We start from the raw sequence: 16,614 nt of genomic DNA, 5'->3' as shown, positions 1-16,614 counted from the left end.
GAATCATTTGACTGAGGTGAACCATGCAGTACCAAGTCGACACTCATACCCATACTGTGGCTTCGAGCCATGCTTATAGCACGATTCATGACTATATTGCCGTCGCAAAACAAAAGGGTATCCGCCTATTTGCTAATACAGATCATGGGCCTGCGATGGCCGATGCACCGCATTTTTGGCACTTTGTGAATTTAAGAGTGCTGCCACGTATGGTCGATGGCGTCGGGATTTTGCGCGGTATCGAAGCCAACATTAAAAATATCGACGGCGAGATTGATTTCTTTGGCGATTATCTAAAGCAGCTCGATATTGTGCTCGCGGGATTTCATGAGCCGGTTTATCCGCCATCTGATAAGGCAACCCACACAGAGGCCATGATTAATGCGATTAAGAGTGGCAAGGTTGATATCATTACTCATCCGGGGAATCCAGCCTATCCAATTGATATTGAAGCCGTTGCCCGCGCCGCTGCCGAATACGGTGTCGCGCTCGAAATTAATAATTCCTCCTTTGAAGTGTCCCGTAAGGGTAGCGAAGCCAATTGCACTGCGATTGCCAAAGCGGCCAAGGAGTTTGGCACTATTTTAGTTATGGGCTCTGATTCCCATGTGGCCTTTAGTTTGGGCGGTTTTGCGCGGGCGCAAGCGATCATCGATGAAGTGGCTTATCCGCCATCACGATTACTCAATCGCAGTCCTTCTGCACTCTTGGCCTTTTTAGCCGCCCGTGGTCATGAAACCGTCGCCGATTTGATCCCCTTATTTAGCGATGATGCTCAATTAATAGATGCATAGTGAATAATATTCGTGATGAAAATCGTGGTCACTGAGGCTATGCCAACTCAAAGCGGGGATGCGAGCACCACAGAAGCTAACATCCCTCAAGTGGTGTTGATTACTGGCGCGAAGAGTCAGCTCGCAGAGGCTTTGCTGAGAGTCGCTGCCGATATTGGCGAGCTAGCCCTAAATACCATCACAAACACAAGTACAAAAACAAACACAAAAACAAACACAAACACAAACACAAACATAAGTGTAAACGCAGTCGTACCGCTGAAGCTTTATGCGTTAAGTCGCAGTCAGTTAGACATTACCGATGCCGCCAATATTTCTGCCGTATTTGCTCAATATCGACCAAGCTGGGTGATCAATTGCGCGGCCTATAATGCGGTTGACGCTGCTGAGCATGATGCAATCGAAGCGAATCGAGTGAATGCACTTGGCCCTGAGTTACTGGCGCGGCAATGTTTGTTGTCGGGCGCGCGCTTACTGCATGTGTCGAGCGATTATGTGTTTGGTGGTCATGCAGTTTGCGAGATTGCTAATGCAGCTGAACGTGTAGTGGGTGATGCTAGAGAAAGTGGCGTTGAACAACATCAAAACCCAGACTCAGCTTCAAATTCAAACCCAAACCCAAACTCAAACCCAAACCCAAACCAAGTTCATTTACCAAGGGCATTTGTTGAACTTGATGCTCCCGAGCCGTTGTCTGCTTACGGTACGAGTAAGTTGCTTGGTGAGCAGAGGGTAGTGGCGGTCTTGGGTGATTGCGCAACGATTGTGCGCACCTCATGGCTTTACGGTCAAGATGGGCATAATTTTGTCAAAACCATGCTGAACTTGATGCGTACTCAGCCAAGTTTGCAGGTAATAGCCGATCAAATCGGCTGCCCGACGTGGAGTGATGCACTCGCTAAGGTAATATGGCAATTAGTCGTGCAGCAGTACTCTGGCGTATTTCATTACAGCGCCCAAGGCCAATGTAGTTGGTATGAGTTTGCCTGTGAAATTCAGCGACAAGCTATAGCGCTTCATCTGTTAAGTCAACCTGTGGTTATCCAACCGATTACCAGTGCGGATTATGCTAATCAAGCACTAAATCGCGGCATAAGTTTGGCAAAAAGGCCGAGTTATAGTGTGTTGAACAGTGGTAAATTACGCTCCACTTTGGTGACCCATAACGCACTGTTGATGCCTGAACTGATCGAGTGGCAAGATTGGCGTCAGCAACTGAATCGCATGTTGCGGCGGTTATCTTGACGATAATGAGCGTGACTCACATTTTGCTTTAGGCTGCTTTAATCAGGCTTTAAGCGTTTACGTCATCTGAGTGATTAACGCTGTCGAAAACAATAAGCCCGCCAATAATCAGATTTGAGCGACAGATGTAGACTATCAGTATGAAAACAAGGGCTGTGAATACGAATGCAGTTGGACTCAAGGCTCTTCTCAGCGCCGATGGCTTGCCTTAGTATCGTAATCACTTTGTTTATTTGTGGTTTTGTATGCAGCGGTTCAAGCCGTGAGTCTTAGTCTATTTTGCTTAATGTATGATGAATTTGTTCTAAATTCCCCTTGGATGACAATGGCATAATGCCAAGATATTTAATGCATTAAGGACGTTTCAGTGACAGACAAGACGACAATAGCACAGACATTGACCAAACAAGATTTATTGCAAGTGGTCGCGATTGCCAAAACGGCGGGCGATGCCATTATGACGGTTTATGGTCAAGATGACTTTTCGGTGAGCCACAAGGGCGACGATAGTCCCGTGACGGCCGCCGATTTAGCCGCGCATCACGTGATAGTAGCGGCATTGGCGCAGCAGTTTGTCGGTATTCCTATTATGTCTGAGGAAGCGGCGGATATTGCGTGGGATGAGCGTCGTCAATGGCAAACCTATTGGTTAATTGATCCTTTAGATGGCACTAAGGAATTTATTAAGCGCAATGGCGAGTTTACCGTCAATATTGCGCTCATCCATCAAGGGGTTGCAATCGCAGGTGTGGTATATGCGCCTGTGCTCGATACCTATTATTATGGCGCTAAGCATTTAGGTGCATGGCGTCAACAAGCGGGTCAAGAAAGTCCTTTATTGGGCGCTAAAGTGCCACGTGCGATGCCGATGATTGTTGGCAGTCGCTCGCACTTGAGCCCTGGTTTAGCGCAATATTTACAACAGTTTGGCGAGCATGACATCTTAAGCGTGGGTAGCTCGCTTAAGTTTTGTATGTTGGCAGAAGGCAGTGCCGATCTGTACCCCAGACTGGGCCCTACCAGCGAGTGGGACACTGCGGCGGCGCAAGCTGTGCTCGAAAGTGCAGGCGGCACAGTTGTCTGTTATGAGTCAGGTGAACCATTAACTTATAATCAAAAACCTGACATTTTAAACCCTTACTTTATTGCCACAGCCCCAGGCTGGGTGAAATAACGACCGCATAGCATCGATACTTGTTGATGAAAGGGCGGGCTAAACACTGGAGTAGTATTCATGATGCGCATGGGCGTCGATTTAGGCGGAACAAAAATAGAATTAGTCGCACTGAGTGATGAAGGCAATGAGCTATTTCGCAAACGTGTGACGACGCCGCGTGACTATCAGGGCACGCTAGCTGCGGTTGTCAACCTGGTCAAGGAAGCGGAAGCTACACTCGGCGAGCAAGGCACAGTCGGTGTGGGAATTCCTGGTGTGGTATCGCCCTATTCAGGTTTAGTGAAAAACGCCAACTCAACGTGGATCAATGGTCATCCCCTCGATGTGGATTTAGGGGAATTGTTGCAGCGTGAAGTGCGGGTTGCCAATGATGCAAACTGCTTTGCGGTATCAGAGTCGGTCGATGGTGCCGCCGCTGGCGCATCTGTGGTGTTTGGTGTGATTATCGGCACTGGCTGTGGCGCTGGCGTGGCAATTAACGGCAAAGTGCACGGTGGGGGTAATGGTATTGGCGGTGAATGGGGTCATAATCCTCTGCCTTGGATGACCAAGGAAGAGTTTAATACCACCCGTTGCTTCTGTGGCAATCCCGATTGTATCGAAACCTTTATCTCTGGCACTGGCTTTGTGCGTGATTATAATGCGGCATTGACGGCGGCGGGCACAGTTCGAGCTGCTGCAAAATCAGGTGCCGATATTATGTTGTTAGTCGATGAGGGGGATGCGATTGCGGTCGCTGCGTTTGATCGTTATATGGATAGGCTCGCTCGTTCACTCGCCCATGTGATCAATATGCTCGATCCCGATGCCATAGTGCTGGGCGGCGGTATGTCTAATGTTGCGGCGATTTACCCAAGATTACCGGCATTGCTGGCCCATTATGTGGTGGGGCGTGAATGCCATACGCCTGTGGTGCAGAATCTTTATGGTTGTTCATCGGGTGTGCGCGGCGCCGCTTGGTTATGGGAAAAGTAATCTTTGCTTGGATATTTGAACTCATCTAGTGAGCTTATTCGGTTTTGAAATCAATGCTTAATGGCCGATACGTTTTATAAACATTAGCCCAGCAAAACGCTGGGCTAATGTTATCTGCTATGCGTTTCGCCGTATTTTGATGCTATGATTGCGCTCTTTTGGGGGGCTTGGCATGGACATCATGTTTTGGGTTAAGAAAGTTGTTTCACAGGGGATAATGCCGATTCCCTTTATCCTATTGTTATTATTCATTTCTTTTCTGGTATGGCGCCGTCGGAGTATGGCGAAATACTTAGTATCGTGCGCCTTCTTTCTCTTACTCTTTTTAAGCAGTCAACTGGGTGTGAATACCTTAGTGCGGCCATTAGAGTCGGCTTACCCCATTAATTCCACACCCATCACCGGCGTTTGTTTTGTGATGGTATTAGGTTCGGCGCACTCGAATATTCAAGGCGCTACTGCGGTGCAATCCTTGTCTGCAGTAGCGCTTGCAAGGCTTAGTGAAGGTGTCAGACAACTTAACTTAGGCCAAGAATGCAAGTTGATTGTCAGCGGTTGGGGCGGCGAACTCACGCAGGTTTCCCATGCTGAAATGATGGCGAATGCCGCAGTTGAACTGGGCGTCGATAAACGTCGGATCATTCAATTCCCTTTAGCGCGAGATACGATAGAAGAAGCGCAATATTTACAGTGGGAATTAGGCGAAGAACCTTTTCGCTTAGTCACATCGGCCACTCATATGCCACGGGCTATGGCTATCTTCACCGCTAAAGGTTTACATCCTAAAGCCGCACCAACGGATTTTATTGGGAGAGATGATTTTTGGTGGCGTTTGACGGCGGATAATCTAGTGGCCTCTCAGCGGGCGATTCACGAATATATTGGCCGTTTGTGGTTATGGATAAAGGCCGTAAGTTAAAGGTGTGGTTTGCTAAGTTCGGTCTAAAGAGAGTGAGTGTTAACAGGAAGATGAACAATGACAATTGAGTCAGAAAGTGTGTCTGTGCGTCCTTTATCAAAACGGAATGGGTTAACCTTAACTTGGCTGGGCGGTTTAAGTCTGCTGCTGGGGTTGGGACTTTTTCTGACGTGGCCAGCCTTGTTTGCCGTGGGTTTGATGTTTTTTAGTTTGGGCGCTATTTCACTTATTCTCGGTTTAGCTAAGGTGTATGAGCCGGAAACGACCCTAGCATTAGATGACAAGGGGCTGACCTATTTTCATCGCCGCGGCAAAGTGTCTATCGGTTGGGATAATATTCAAAGGGTCGATATCCCGCGGGTGACCAATGGATTAGATACCATAGAGTTATCTTATTTAGGTATTAAATTAAAACACTTAAATCCTATTTTGGACAATATCTCCCTGCGCTTAGCCACCGGCTTATTAACAGAGCAGCGGCCTTTATTGGTGACTGCAGCCTCGCAAGATGAAGACTTAGCGACTTTAGAAACTTATCTCGGCGCAGAGTTTGGTCCTTTGGTGATAGAAGGGGATCGTTATCGCGGTGTATTGGCGATGTTTGGGCATCGCTGCGTGATGTTAGATACGCGTTTAGGTTATCACTTGTATATTCCCCACGACAGTTTGGACAGAGAAGCTAAGGACTTTATCAAGCTGCTTAGACAACGGATTGCACAAGCCAGTCGCTTAGCGGATTAAGCTTTACCGCAGTTATTAATACGATTGATATTTCATTTTTACGTGAAGATAATTGGCAATAAAAAAGGGGACCCTAAGGGTCCCCAATGAGTTGCAGAGATTAAGTTTGGGTTGTGCAGGGGCAACCCAAAGGTACTAGTACTGCTGTGCTACTCTGCGTGTACCTTATCTACGCCGTAGGTTTTTCCTTCAGCATGACAGGTCGCGCAAGATTCTACTGGTAGGTTAGGATCTGTCATTGCATCCGCTTCTACTACCGCACCGTTACTTCTAAAGTGAGCGACAGCTGCCGCATCAGAGTGAGCGTGACAGGTACGGCATGATTCAGCTACTGGGCTAATGTAGTAAGCACCGACTTTGATTGAGCGTTTGCCTGAAGTTAAACCGCCGTCAGTTGCAAACAGTTTGGCATTGTCTTTATGACAAGCCGCACAATCTGTTTCAACAGCTGGATAACCGAACAAACCACCTTTCGCATCGCGGAAGATACCTTCTACTACACCGAAGTTACCGCTGTGGAAACGGTGAGCAACTGTGAATAGGTCTTTGTTATTGAAGGTCACTTCAGGATTAACAACTAACTTACCATCATCGCCTTTATAGCCAGTTGCACCGTGGCCAGAAGCGCCAGTGGTGTCGTTATGGCAGTGCATACATTGGTCGAAGGTGTAAGCGCCGTGTCTTGAACCTTTTGCATAATCTAAGGTGCCATGACAAGCATTACACTTAGTTTCTGCGACTGTGATGCGAGTAGGATCAGTCATACGGGCTTTAGTGACTGCGCTACCATCAGGGCTATAGAATTTCACTGCAGCTTCGTTACCGATAGGGCTAGTTGGACCAAACTCTAAGTTTGTAGTATTACAGCTAACCACTTTACCCGCTTTAGCACAGAAGTTGGCTTCTGAACCTACGTAGAGAGTGCCCACAGCTTGCGCATCTGGGATATCTTTAACGATAGTTAACACGCCACCAGCAAGTGTTCCACTGTCTAGCTTAATACTGATTGCAGCAGGTTTAACATCTCTCCAAGAGTACACAGTACCGTCAGTGGCCACATTACCAATCAATAGACCATTAGCGACAAACATCGCTGTTGGGTTAGTGGTCGCGTTGTAGGCTTTTAACGATGTACCATCAGCAATTGGCGCACCATTTAAGGTGATATTGGCTGTTAAGGTTAAGGTTTTCATGCCTAGAGTAGCTGATGGAGCTGTTGTAGCACTGGTGAAGTCAACCTTGAACAGAGATGCATACTCTGCACGTTTACCAACACTGTGAACCACCGCCGGTGACAAGTTACCTGTGCCGTGGCAAGAGCTACATTGAGTATCATCTGCTTGAGCTAGGGCAAATTCAGAGTGGTTTTCACCGGTCGCAAAGTTGACTGTCATATGGCAGCCTACACAAGCTTGGGCGTAAATAGTGTTATAGCTAGGTTGGTCTGTAGTATGACAAGAAGTACATTCTTTCAGATCAGATGGGAAGCCAATTTCACTCCATTCTTTAGCGGTATTATTGCTAGTATCGAAGTTTGCTGCGTTTTCTGCGCCAGAGTGGATCCTGTGGATCATAGGTGCAAAGTCAAATATCAAACCTGCGGCTAGATCTGCATCACTTGGGATTTGATCTGGGTTATGACAGGTCACACAATTTTTAACGCCTTGGTAGTTATGGTGGGCTGAAATATTGGCGATATGGCCATCTGCTTCACCGTGACATTTTTCACAGGCTGCGCTACTGACGGTATCTTTACCTGATGATGCAAGTTCATCAGTGGCAGGGATAAAGTCAACGGGTACAGATAAAATCTTGTCAGATAAGGCTACGCCTGCACTGTCAGTGACGTTGTAAGCACGTAGAAATATTCTGTGTACTGCATTTGGATTATCATTGGGATTAATGATTGGCGCTGCGCCATCATGTGCCCAAGTTGCAGTGTAAGTGCCTGGTGTTGCTGTATCTTCGGTTAAAGTACAAGCATTTTTAGTACCGTTAAGACCATCTAAGGTACAAGTTAGCGAAGTACCTGCGGCGTTCGCCATGGCATTGTTTTGCCATTGAATAGGGGCGCCAGTACCTGAGGTATTTTCATTTGCCGTTAAAGAATAAAGCGCAACTTTATCGAGTCCTGTAAAAGGAACATCTTTGTTAGCATTTTTTCCGGTAACAGTAAATTTAACGCTGAAGCCTTCACTGCTGGTCACTTTAATGTCAGCTGGACTTAAAGTGAAAGCCAGATCAGTAATAGATTGAGCTGTCGTTGCGAAGGAGCCCGCAGGGGTTCCGGGTGTACCTGGTGTTCCGGGAGTGCCTGGTGTTCCGGGTGTACCTGGTGTGCCAGGTGCCCCATCTTGACCATCGCTTCCGTCCCCGCAGGCGGTAAGGCTTAAGGTACTGACGAGAGCCAGTGCCAGTAGAGATTTATTGTAGTTTTTCATCATCGCGTCCCTTTTTCTTTCTATAAGACTGCGTGTGCAGTGCCTCTAATATAGGAGGATTCACCTACTTATAAAGTGGTATTTGCAAGTTTGTATCTGATATGTGAACGATGATTTAACAAACGTGAATGGTAATTCTAAAATTTGCATTTTGATATTTTAAATAATGAAATTCAGTTGGAACGCCATGATGAGCATCACAATTTTTATTTTTCAACTTGGGCTTTAGTGAAGAATTCATTTTCGGTTAAGCAAAATGCTTGAGGTTAAGATGGCCTAAATCTCAGTGATGGAATGGACGTTGAGATCTTCAAAGCAAAGGGGAAAAGAGGCGGTAATGTAATCTGAGGATTAGTATTGTTAAGAGATAACATACCAATGAAATTTTGATGTTTTAAACTTCGGCATCTCACTATTTAAACCCCGTTTAACATCGAATCATCGCAATGGTATAAACAAGGTTTAGTGAATGTTATGTCCACGAGCTTGGCTGAGCTGATTGTCTCGCGTTAGCGGGCGCGATCGAGCGCGGCAAGTAAGGAACGTACGACAAGCGCACTTTGACTCTGGCTGTAGCGCCGATGAATTGCCGGTTTTTCAATAAGATAATATTGTGGCGCCATCATGGTATCGTGGAGTCGATTGAGCTCTATATCGCTTAGGCGTTCTAAGTGTAATCCGGGCATGTGTTTTACTGTGTGCATATCAATGCTGGAACAGAAAGCCACGCTCTTCATGGTGAGTAAATGGGCGTACCATTCCTCTCGGTCGATAACTTTCTCCACCGCAGGCAGTAAGATACCTTGGCGTTGGCAAAACAATTCTAAGGGGTCAATTTTACTGTTAAAACCTTTAACTTCTATAAATAGAAATGGATGGCGACAGATTTGCTCTAAGCTAATGTCAGTTTCAATTTGCCACAGAGGATGTTGTTTGGCCGCCACTATGTAAACGCCATTGACTGAGCCCAGTTTGGTGTAGCTTAATTCTTTATTTTCAGCACTTTCTAAGGTGATGCCAAAATCCAGTGCACCTGCGTGAATTAACTCTGCGCTATTTTCCTGCCATTTATGTAAACGTATTTGTCCTAATGCTTGGGCGACGTCAGGCGTGCTTAATTGCGGAGCTAAAAAGCTCAATAGTCCATTACAGGCGGCGATATGTAGCGGTAAATCGGCACTGATGGCTGCATTTTGTATCTGAGTCGCAGATTGTTCGAGGTGATAAACTGATTCAGTAAACTGGCAAATCGCCACATACAGGCTTTCTGCTAAAGGAGTGGGTTTTAGTCCCTGTTGTCGGCGATAGAAGAGTTCATCGTTAAAGGTCAGGCGTAATGCGTTGAGACAACGGCTGATTTTAGGTGCTGAAACATCCAACGCTTTGGCGGCACTGTTCGCGTGCCCAGTGTCGAAAATACTTTTAAATACCAGCAAGGTAAAAACATCGAGTTCACAGATTTGTTTGAGTAATACGTTGCTCATTTTGTATGTTGCCCTATATGAGTCTTAACTATTTTTTGCGGGGTTATTAGGGGCATTCTGTGGCCCTGACTCTGCTCCTTGCTATTCCCCTAACATCGCTATTAGTCGTGAGATTAACAGCAGTCGTGCGGATTAACTGTGATCACTCTCGGCAAAATAACAATTATTTAACCATTGTAAAGAGTGCTATTTCGCAGGCAGTTATTTGGCTGGTAAGGGTTTTGAGTCGGGGTATTAAAAAAATCGAGCAAATAATGCGTTAAAAATACAAGCTCGCCTAAGTGGGTGAGCTTGCGAGCATCATTTATTCGCTGTTTTAGCGAGATTCTATAGCATCGTTTTGTACGTGCGATAAGTTACCATTGGCTGTTACAGGGGAGTGGCCTATAGCATGGGAATAAATGGTTGGCGCATCTTCTTTAATCCGCATCCCGATAAATTGGCCACCCTCAAGGATTTGCATTGAGGTACTTGCCACTTCGCCGTCGACAACACCATTACGTTGGATCACTAAACGCTCACAAATGAGTCTGCCTTTGAAGTGTCCATCGACGATAAATTCATGGCACTTTACTTCACCTTGAATTATACCGCCTTGTTCTATGGTGATATTGGCCTCAGAAAGCAGCTGACCTTGGATATCACCGCCAACAAGCACGTCGCCTGTTAATTCGATATTTCCCGTGAGTTTAGTGCCTCGAGCAATAAAGCTAAAAGAGGTACTTTTTTTAGGCGGGAAAAACAGTTTTTTTACAAACATCATCATAAATTAACTTAATTCGAGAAGGGATTAACTGAGTTCAACAGAGGCGCGATACTAGCTTAAAATCCATGAGAAGCACAGCTCTGCATGTGTTAATGCAATTACAGTGTTCTATCAAGTTGGTCGTTTTATCTCAATGGCTTTGCTAGGGCAAGGAGCTACGCAGGCACCGCATCCAGTACAAAGATCAAGGTCTATTTTGGGGCTCGGAGCATGACCAATACTGAGCACAAAACTGATGGCTCTTGGTTCGCAGGCATCCTTACAACTTTGGCACCAGATCCCTTGAAAGGTTAAGCAGCTTTCTTGGATATGGGCTTGGTATTGCCAAGGTGCTTGAGTCAAATCGAAAATATTTTCAGGGCAAGCCTTAGCACACAGGGTACAAAATGTGCACTCATTGTCCTTAAAGGTGACTTCAGGAAATCCGCCATCACCTTTGATGATAATGTGAGTTTCACAAACCTCAAGACAGGCGGAACAACGAGTACACACATCGGTGAACTCGATATCATCACGCACCCAAGGCGGCCTTATCGCATTATCTTTACGCCGGCGAAAGAGGCTGCGACGGCTGTGATTAATACTTTGAGTCATGTTGCTCCTCGGGTGGTTAATGCTGTAAAGCGATGGTATTTAGAGGGTAAAGAAAAATGGCTTGGGAGATTTCCACAAGCCATTCAAGTTATTAGCCGTTATAACCATTGGGATTGGTTGATTGCCAATGCCAGCTACTGTTGGCCATATCTTCTAGGGTATGAGTCGCTTGCCAGCCAAGATCTTCCCTTGCGTGGGTTGGATCGGCGTAGCAGGCAGCAATATCCCCTGGACGACGTGGCGCAATTTGGTAGGCAATGGTGTTACCACAAGCTTTTTCAAAGGCTTTAACCATGTCTAATACACTATATCCTTGGCCTGTGCCTAAGTTATAGGTCACTAGACCAGGCTTAGTGGCCAATTTTGCGAGCGCTTTTAAATGGCCATTGGCTAAATCCACGACATGGATATAGTCACGCACGCCAGTACCGTCGTGGGTCGGATAATCATTACCAAACACGCTTAAGGCGGTGCGTTTACCCACGGCAACCTGCGCAATAAAGGGCATTAAGTTGTTAGGGATATCGTTAGGATCTTCGCCGATTAAGCCACTGGCATGGGCGCCAACCGGATTAAAATAGCGCAGACGGGCGATATTCCAGCTCGGATCGGCATTGTGTACATCTGCCAGTATATGTTCAACCATCAACTTAGACTGACCATAAGGGTTTGTTGCCCCTGTGGGAAAGTCTTCGGTGATCGGTAAACTTGCGGGATCGCCATACACAGTTGCCGATGAGCTGAATACGAGATTTTTTACCTTAAACTCTGCCATGACTTGGCAAAGGATAAGCGTACCTGTAACGTTATTCTCATAATACTTCAGGGGTTTTGCGACGGATTCTCCCACCGCTTTTAATCCTGCAAAGTGGATAACTGAATCAATAGCATGATCGTTAAACACTTTCTGCAATAACGCTTTATTGAGAATATCGCCTTGATAGAAAGTAACCGATTTACCAGTGATTCGCTCGACTCGGTTTAAGGCTTCTATGCTTGAATTAGACAAGTTGTCCAATACAATCACATCATTACCAGCATTGAGCAGTTCTACTACTGTGTGGGTGCCAATATAGCCAGCACCACCGGTCACTAAAATCGTCATTACTTAATTCCTTTTACTACGGTTTTTAAATAGTGCGCAAAATCTTCACCGATTTCGCTGTGGCGCAGGGCATATTCAACGTTAGCACGCATATAACCTTGCTTGTTACCACAGTCATGGCTCTTACCTTCCATGTAGTAAGCATTTACGGTTTCTTGCTTCATTAACATCGCAATCGCATCCGTTAATTGAATTTCATCGCCTGCGCCCGCAGGGGTTTTAGCCAGTAGTGGCCAAATGCTGGCAGGTAACACATAACGGCCTACAACGGCTAAATTAGAAGGAGCTTCATCTACAGAGGGTTTTTCAACTAGTTCGACTAATGGTTCTGATTCTCCAGGTTGTAAATCATGGCCATTCACATCGGCAATACCGTATTGGTTGACGACGTTATGTGGCACGCCTTCCACCATGATTTGACCGACTTGGGTTTCATCAAACAGGGCAACCATAGCGGCTAAGTTATCGCTACGAAGATCACAGCTGGCTTCATCTATGATCACATCCGGTAGCAATACGGCAAATGGTGCATCGCCGACGACAGATTTAGCACACAAAATCGCATGACCTAAGCCTTTAGCTTGAGATTGGCGCACGCTGATCACTGTTACATCTTTAGGACAAATGGATTGTACTGCTTCAAGTAACTGACGTTTAACGCGGCGTTCTAATTGGGCTTCTAATTCAAAACTGGTATCGAAATGGTTTTCGATAGAGTTTTTACTTGCGTGGGTCACGAGTACAATTTCTTTGATCCCAGCCGCGATAGCTTCACTGACTACATATTGAATCAATGGCTTATCAACAACTGGTAACATTTCCTTTGGAATTGCTTTGGTCGCTGGAAGCATACGAGTGCCTAGGCCTGCGACAGGAATAACGGCTTTACGAATTTGATGTTGTTTCATTGCGAACCTTTTAGGTCAAGGAGATGCGGTTAATGGCCAATATTGTAAATGACCTGCACAGAAAAGCTATTTAGAAACGCTGAAAACTTAGGATATTTAAGTATTTTTACAGCGAAGTCGACGTAAGTTTTAGCAAAGGTAGCACAGAGCATCTCATCCAGCATGGGTGATGTGCAATTGCATGGCGTTTTTAATACCCTTGTAATATTTGCTTTACGTTTACGTCACAGTAGTGGTGCAAGAATAAAGTGTGAGGGAGTTAACAAATTTAAAGGCTTAGATCACTATGGTTCCATGAGCGCTAGCCACTAAGTGAAGACTATGACGAAAGGAACAGAGTACATCGCTCACAGAGCTGATGACACAGGGTTTATCAACTACCCGCAAGAAGAACATGAGATTTGGAGCCAGCTTTATGCCCGTCAAGCGATAAACCTGCCTGGCCGTGCCTGTAAGGAGTATTTGCAAGGGCTAGATGCCTTGGCTTTGCCAAAGAATCGTATTCCGCAACTTACTGAAATTGATACTGTATTGCAAGCTACCACCGGCTGGAAAACGGCAGCCGTACCTGCGCTTATTTCCTTCGGCCGTTTCTTTGAATTACTGGCAAATAAAGAGTTTCCAGTGGCCACTTTTATTCGCCGCAAGGAGGAGTTTGATTACTTGCAAGAGCCAGATATCTTCCACGAGATTTTTGGCCACTGCCCTTTGCTCACCAATCCTTCATTTGCCAATTTCTCTCATATGTATGGCCAATTAGGTTTACATGCCAGCAAAGAGGAAAGGGTATTTTTAGCGCGTTTGTACTGGTTTACGGTTGAGTTTGGTTTACTACAGCCTAAAGACGGCGCCTTATGCATCTATGGCGGCGGCATTTTAAGCTCTCCCGGGGAAACCTTGTATGCGATGGAAAGTGATGTGCCAGAGCGTCAACCCTTTGATTTATTAAATGTGCTGCGAACCCCATATCGGATCGACATTATGCAGCCGATTTATTATGTGATTGAGCACATTGATATGCTGGATGAAATTGCCAAGATGGACATCATGGCTTATGTCACTAAGGCGCGTCAGTTAGGTTTATTTGCCCCTAAGTTTCCGCCAAAAGCCAAGGCGAGTTAGCCTCGATTAGATTGATGAGTTGACTCGTTATTTGGCTGGCATCTAATTTAGCCATCTGATTTAAGTTATTAATAGAAAATGAGTACAGAGCAACTGAATATCCCTATCAATGTTGCCAAGAGGAGTATGTATGACAGCGTTATCGAATATGAAATGTGAAGCGTGCCAAGCCGACGCACCTAAAGTGACCGATGAAGAATTGGCTGAACTTATTCGTATGATCCCCGACTGGGGCGTGCAAGTGCGTGATGGCGTAATGCAGCTTGAGCGCGTTTACAAGTTTAAAAACTTTAAACTGGCGATGGCATTCACGAATAAGCTGGCGGATTTAGCGGAAGAAGAATTCCATCATCCAGGCATTTTCACTGAATGGGGCAAAGTGACCGTCACTTGGTGGTCACACTCTATCAAGGGTCTACACAAGAATGACTTCATCATGGCCGCCAAGACAGACCAGTTATTAGTCTAATTAATTCGCCAATTTAATCAGCATCTTAATCTATTTTTTGATGCTGATTTTTTCTTCCTGTTACAATTCAACTGTAAACTAGGCTTGCCACTTACTGTTTAACCTTCTAACGTATACGGGCTCTGCTATTTACCCTCATCGCTGACGTTTTCGTTAAGGTAACAACTTGCCTAGCAAGCGTCATTTTTGTTGTAAAGCTTAAGGCGAAAAATAGCTCTGCACGGTTTATCCCCAAAATTCGAATCAAAAAAGGGAATATCAGTCATTATGCGCTTGGAAGTCAGCTGTCAGGATCGTGTTGGTTTAGCCAAAGATATCTTAGTCGTGTTAGAGCGTTATGGTATTAATTTAATTGCCATTGATGCCAGTAACCAAGGATTCCTGTACTTACAATTTGCCGAAATCAGTTTTGAAACCTTAAGTGCCTTGATGCCGCAGATCCGCAAAGTGGAAAGTGTCCATGATGTGCGTACGGTTTCGTTTATGCCCTCAGAGCAAGAACATTACGCCCTTAAAACCTTGCTCAAAACCTTACCCGATTCCGTTTTCTCCATCGATGCTAAAGCGCGTATCCGTATCGTTAACGAGTCCGCCTTGCTCAATATCGGTATGGGTGAGCACGAAGTGCTCGAAGAGTCGCTCAATCATTGGGTGCAAGGTTTTAACTTCAGCCGCTGGTTGAGCGAAAGCCAAGTCTTACCGCAAGCGGCGAGGGTACAAATTGGTCCAAACGAATATTTAGCCGAAATGCTGCCGATTTACCTGCCCGATGAGGATGAGAAAACTATCTTAGTTGGCGCTGTGGTGTCGCTAAAATCCCCCGCGCGGGTTGGAAAACAATTTAACGCGCTGCAGAATCAAACTACTGGCTTTGAAAATGTATTAGCCAGCAGTGACAAAATGAAGGAAGTGCTTAAGCAAGCGCGGCGGATGGCCCAGCTCGATGCGCCTTTATTGATCACAGGTGAAACGGGTACTGGTAAAGAATTAATGGCCAGAGCCAGCCACGATGCCAGCATGCGCCGCGAGAAACCCTTTATCGCCATCAACTGCGCCGCTCTGCCTGACAGCGCCGCCGAAGAAGAACTATTCGGTTATGTCAGTCAGGGCAAAGTCGTTAAACGGGGTTTCTTTGAAGAAGCTAAAGGCGGCACAGTATTTCTCGATGAAGTGGCTGAGATGTCCAAGGCCGCACAAGTTAAGCTGCTTCGTCTATTGCAAGATGGCACCTTTAGACGTATCGGCGGCGATGAAGAAGTCCGTGCCGATGTGCGGATCATTTGCTCAACCCAGAAAAATTTAGCCGAACTGTGCCAAACCGGTGAGTTTAGGGAAGATTTGTACTATCGCATCCATGTGCTCAGTTATCACATACCGTCACTGCGCGAGCGTAAAGTCGATATCATTCCACTGACAGAAATGTTCCTCGAACATTACAGCCAACAGTTATCTAGCCCAGTGCGACGGATTTCGGCCCAGTGCCGCGATCATTTGCTCACCTACGCTTGGCCAGGTAACGTACGCCAATTAAAGAACGCAGTATTTAGAGCTGTGTCTATGTGGGATGGTTCGGCCGAGTTGACGGTAGAACAATTAAAACTGCCGTCCTACGCCGAAGGTTTTGGTTACTTTGACAATGAGTTTGAAGGCAATCTCGACGATGCGATGAAGCAGTTTGAAGCGAGTCTGTTGCGTCGATTATATCCAGCCTATCCGAGTACTCGTCAGTTAGCGAAAAAGCTCGGGGTGTCGCACACCGCTATTGCCAATAAGCTGCGTGAGTACAAGATAGCCAAGCGTCGTTAAGCCGAGTCTTGCTGGCTTGACTCGACAGATGTAACAGTATCGTTCCACTTAGTTGCCGACTTTTCAGG

The 16,614-nt window shown here is 45.9% G+C and carries 15 protein-coding genes; 9 read left to right on the top strand and 6 right to left on the bottom strand.

What is annotated here, in order from left to right; genetic code table 11:
* Nucleotides 1-23 precede the first annotated feature (23 nt).
* The 6 genes from OX890_RS15765 (at nucleotide 24) to OX890_RS15740 (ending at nucleotide 5,851) form a co-directional block, all read left to right on the top strand.
* Nucleotides 24-794, top strand: coding sequence for a phosphatase (locus OX890_RS15765; protein ID WP_259483228.1), 771 nt, complete (start codon nucleotides 24-26; stop codon nucleotides 792-794).
* Nucleotides 795-809: 15 nt separating this feature from the next.
* Entirely contained in the window at nucleotides 810-2,039 is a 1,230-nt protein-coding gene (locus OX890_RS15760; RefSeq protein WP_268650621.1) for an SDR family oxidoreductase, read from the top strand.
* A gap of 367 nt (nucleotides 2,040-2,406) precedes the next feature.
* Entirely contained in the window at nucleotides 2,407-3,213 is an 807-nt protein-coding gene (cysQ, locus tag OX890_RS15755; RefSeq protein ID WP_259515282.1) for a 3'(2'),5'-bisphosphate nucleotidase CysQ, read from the top strand.
* 60 nt (nucleotides 3,214-3,273) lie between these two features.
* Entirely contained in the window at nucleotides 3,274-4,191 is a 918-nt protein-coding gene (mak, locus tag OX890_RS15750) for a fructokinase (RefSeq protein WP_006085264.1), read from the top strand.
* Nucleotides 4,192-4,408: 217 nt separating this feature from the next.
* Nucleotides 4,409-5,110, top strand: coding sequence for a YdcF family protein (locus tag OX890_RS15745; protein ID WP_268650620.1), 702 nt, complete (start codon nucleotides 4,409-4,411; stop codon nucleotides 5,108-5,110).
* A gap of 57 nt (nucleotides 5,111-5,167) precedes the next feature.
* Nucleotides 5,168-5,851, top strand: coding sequence for a DUF2982 domain-containing protein (locus tag OX890_RS15740; RefSeq protein ID WP_259577307.1), 684 nt, complete (start codon nucleotides 5,168-5,170; stop codon nucleotides 5,849-5,851).
* Nucleotides 5,852-6,000: 149 nt separating this feature from the next.
* Here the strand turns inward: OX890_RS15740 and OX890_RS15735 are convergent, their stop codons facing one another.
* The 6 genes from OX890_RS15735 to galU form a co-directional block, all read right to left on the bottom strand.
* On the bottom strand, nucleotides 6,001-8,295 hold the full coding sequence (locus OX890_RS15735) for an OmcA/MtrC family decaheme c-type cytochrome (protein WP_268649540.1): 2,295 nt from the start codon (nucleotides 8,293-8,295) through the stop codon (nucleotides 6,001-6,003).
* Between the two features lie 506 nt (nucleotides 8,296-8,801).
* Nucleotides 8,802-9,776: a LysR family transcriptional regulator gene (locus tag OX890_RS15730; protein WP_126492370.1), complete on the bottom strand. Its 975-nt coding sequence runs from the start codon at nucleotides 9,774-9,776 to the stop codon at nucleotides 8,802-8,804.
* 316 nt (nucleotides 9,777-10,092) lie between these two features.
* Nucleotides 10,093-10,542, bottom strand: coding sequence for a bactofilin family protein (locus tag OX890_RS15725; RefSeq protein ID WP_268649539.1), 450 nt, complete (start codon nucleotides 10,540-10,542; stop codon nucleotides 10,093-10,095).
* 111 nt (nucleotides 10,543-10,653) lie between these two features.
* Nucleotides 10,654-11,136: a ferredoxin-type protein NapF gene (gene napF / locus OX890_RS15720; protein WP_263179497.1), complete on the bottom strand. Its 483-nt coding sequence runs from the start codon at nucleotides 11,134-11,136 to the stop codon at nucleotides 10,654-10,656.
* Nucleotides 11,137-11,227: 91 nt separating this feature from the next.
* The gene (gene galE / locus OX890_RS15715) at nucleotides 11,228-12,241 is read right to left on the bottom strand and encodes a UDP-glucose 4-epimerase GalE (RefSeq protein ID WP_028760579.1); all 1,014 of its coding nucleotides are present in this window, start codon (nucleotides 12,239-12,241) and stop codon (nucleotides 11,228-11,230) included.
* Nucleotides 12,241-13,149, bottom strand: coding sequence for a UTP--glucose-1-phosphate uridylyltransferase GalU (gene galU / locus OX890_RS15710; RefSeq protein ID WP_168823151.1), 909 nt, complete (start codon nucleotides 13,147-13,149; stop codon nucleotides 12,241-12,243). Before galU ends, galE begins: the two co-directional genes overlap by 1 nt.
* A gap of 321 nt (nucleotides 13,150-13,470) precedes the next feature.
* Here galU and phhA point away from each other — a divergent pair, with 321 nt between their 5' ends.
* The 3 genes from phhA to tyrR all read left to right on the top strand — a co-directional run bounded on the left by phhA (nucleotide 13,471) and on the right by tyrR (nucleotide 16,546).
* A complete protein-coding gene (gene phhA / locus OX890_RS15705) occupies nucleotides 13,471-14,271 on the top strand; it encodes a phenylalanine 4-monooxygenase (RefSeq protein WP_268649538.1) in 801 nt (266 codons plus the stop codon).
* Between the two features lie 130 nt (nucleotides 14,272-14,401).
* Complete coding sequence (locus OX890_RS15700) at nucleotides 14,402-14,740, top strand: 4a-hydroxytetrahydrobiopterin dehydratase (protein ID WP_006081014.1); 339 nt, start codon at nucleotides 14,402-14,404, stop codon at nucleotides 14,738-14,740.
* 267 nt (nucleotides 14,741-15,007) lie between these two features.
* Nucleotides 15,008-16,546: a transcriptional regulator TyrR gene (gene tyrR, locus OX890_RS15695; protein WP_006085271.1), complete on the top strand. Its 1,539-nt coding sequence runs from the start codon at nucleotides 15,008-15,010 to the stop codon at nucleotides 16,544-16,546.
* Nucleotides 16,547-16,614: the final 68 nt, after the last annotated feature.

Origin of the sequence: Shewanella sp. DAU305, from assembly GCF_026802235.1 — a bacterium.
In the GTDB taxonomy this organism is placed as follows: Bacteria; Pseudomonadota; Gammaproteobacteria; order Enterobacterales; family Shewanellaceae; genus Shewanella; species Shewanella baltica.
This window is presented reverse-complemented; position numbering and strand designations above follow the sequence as displayed.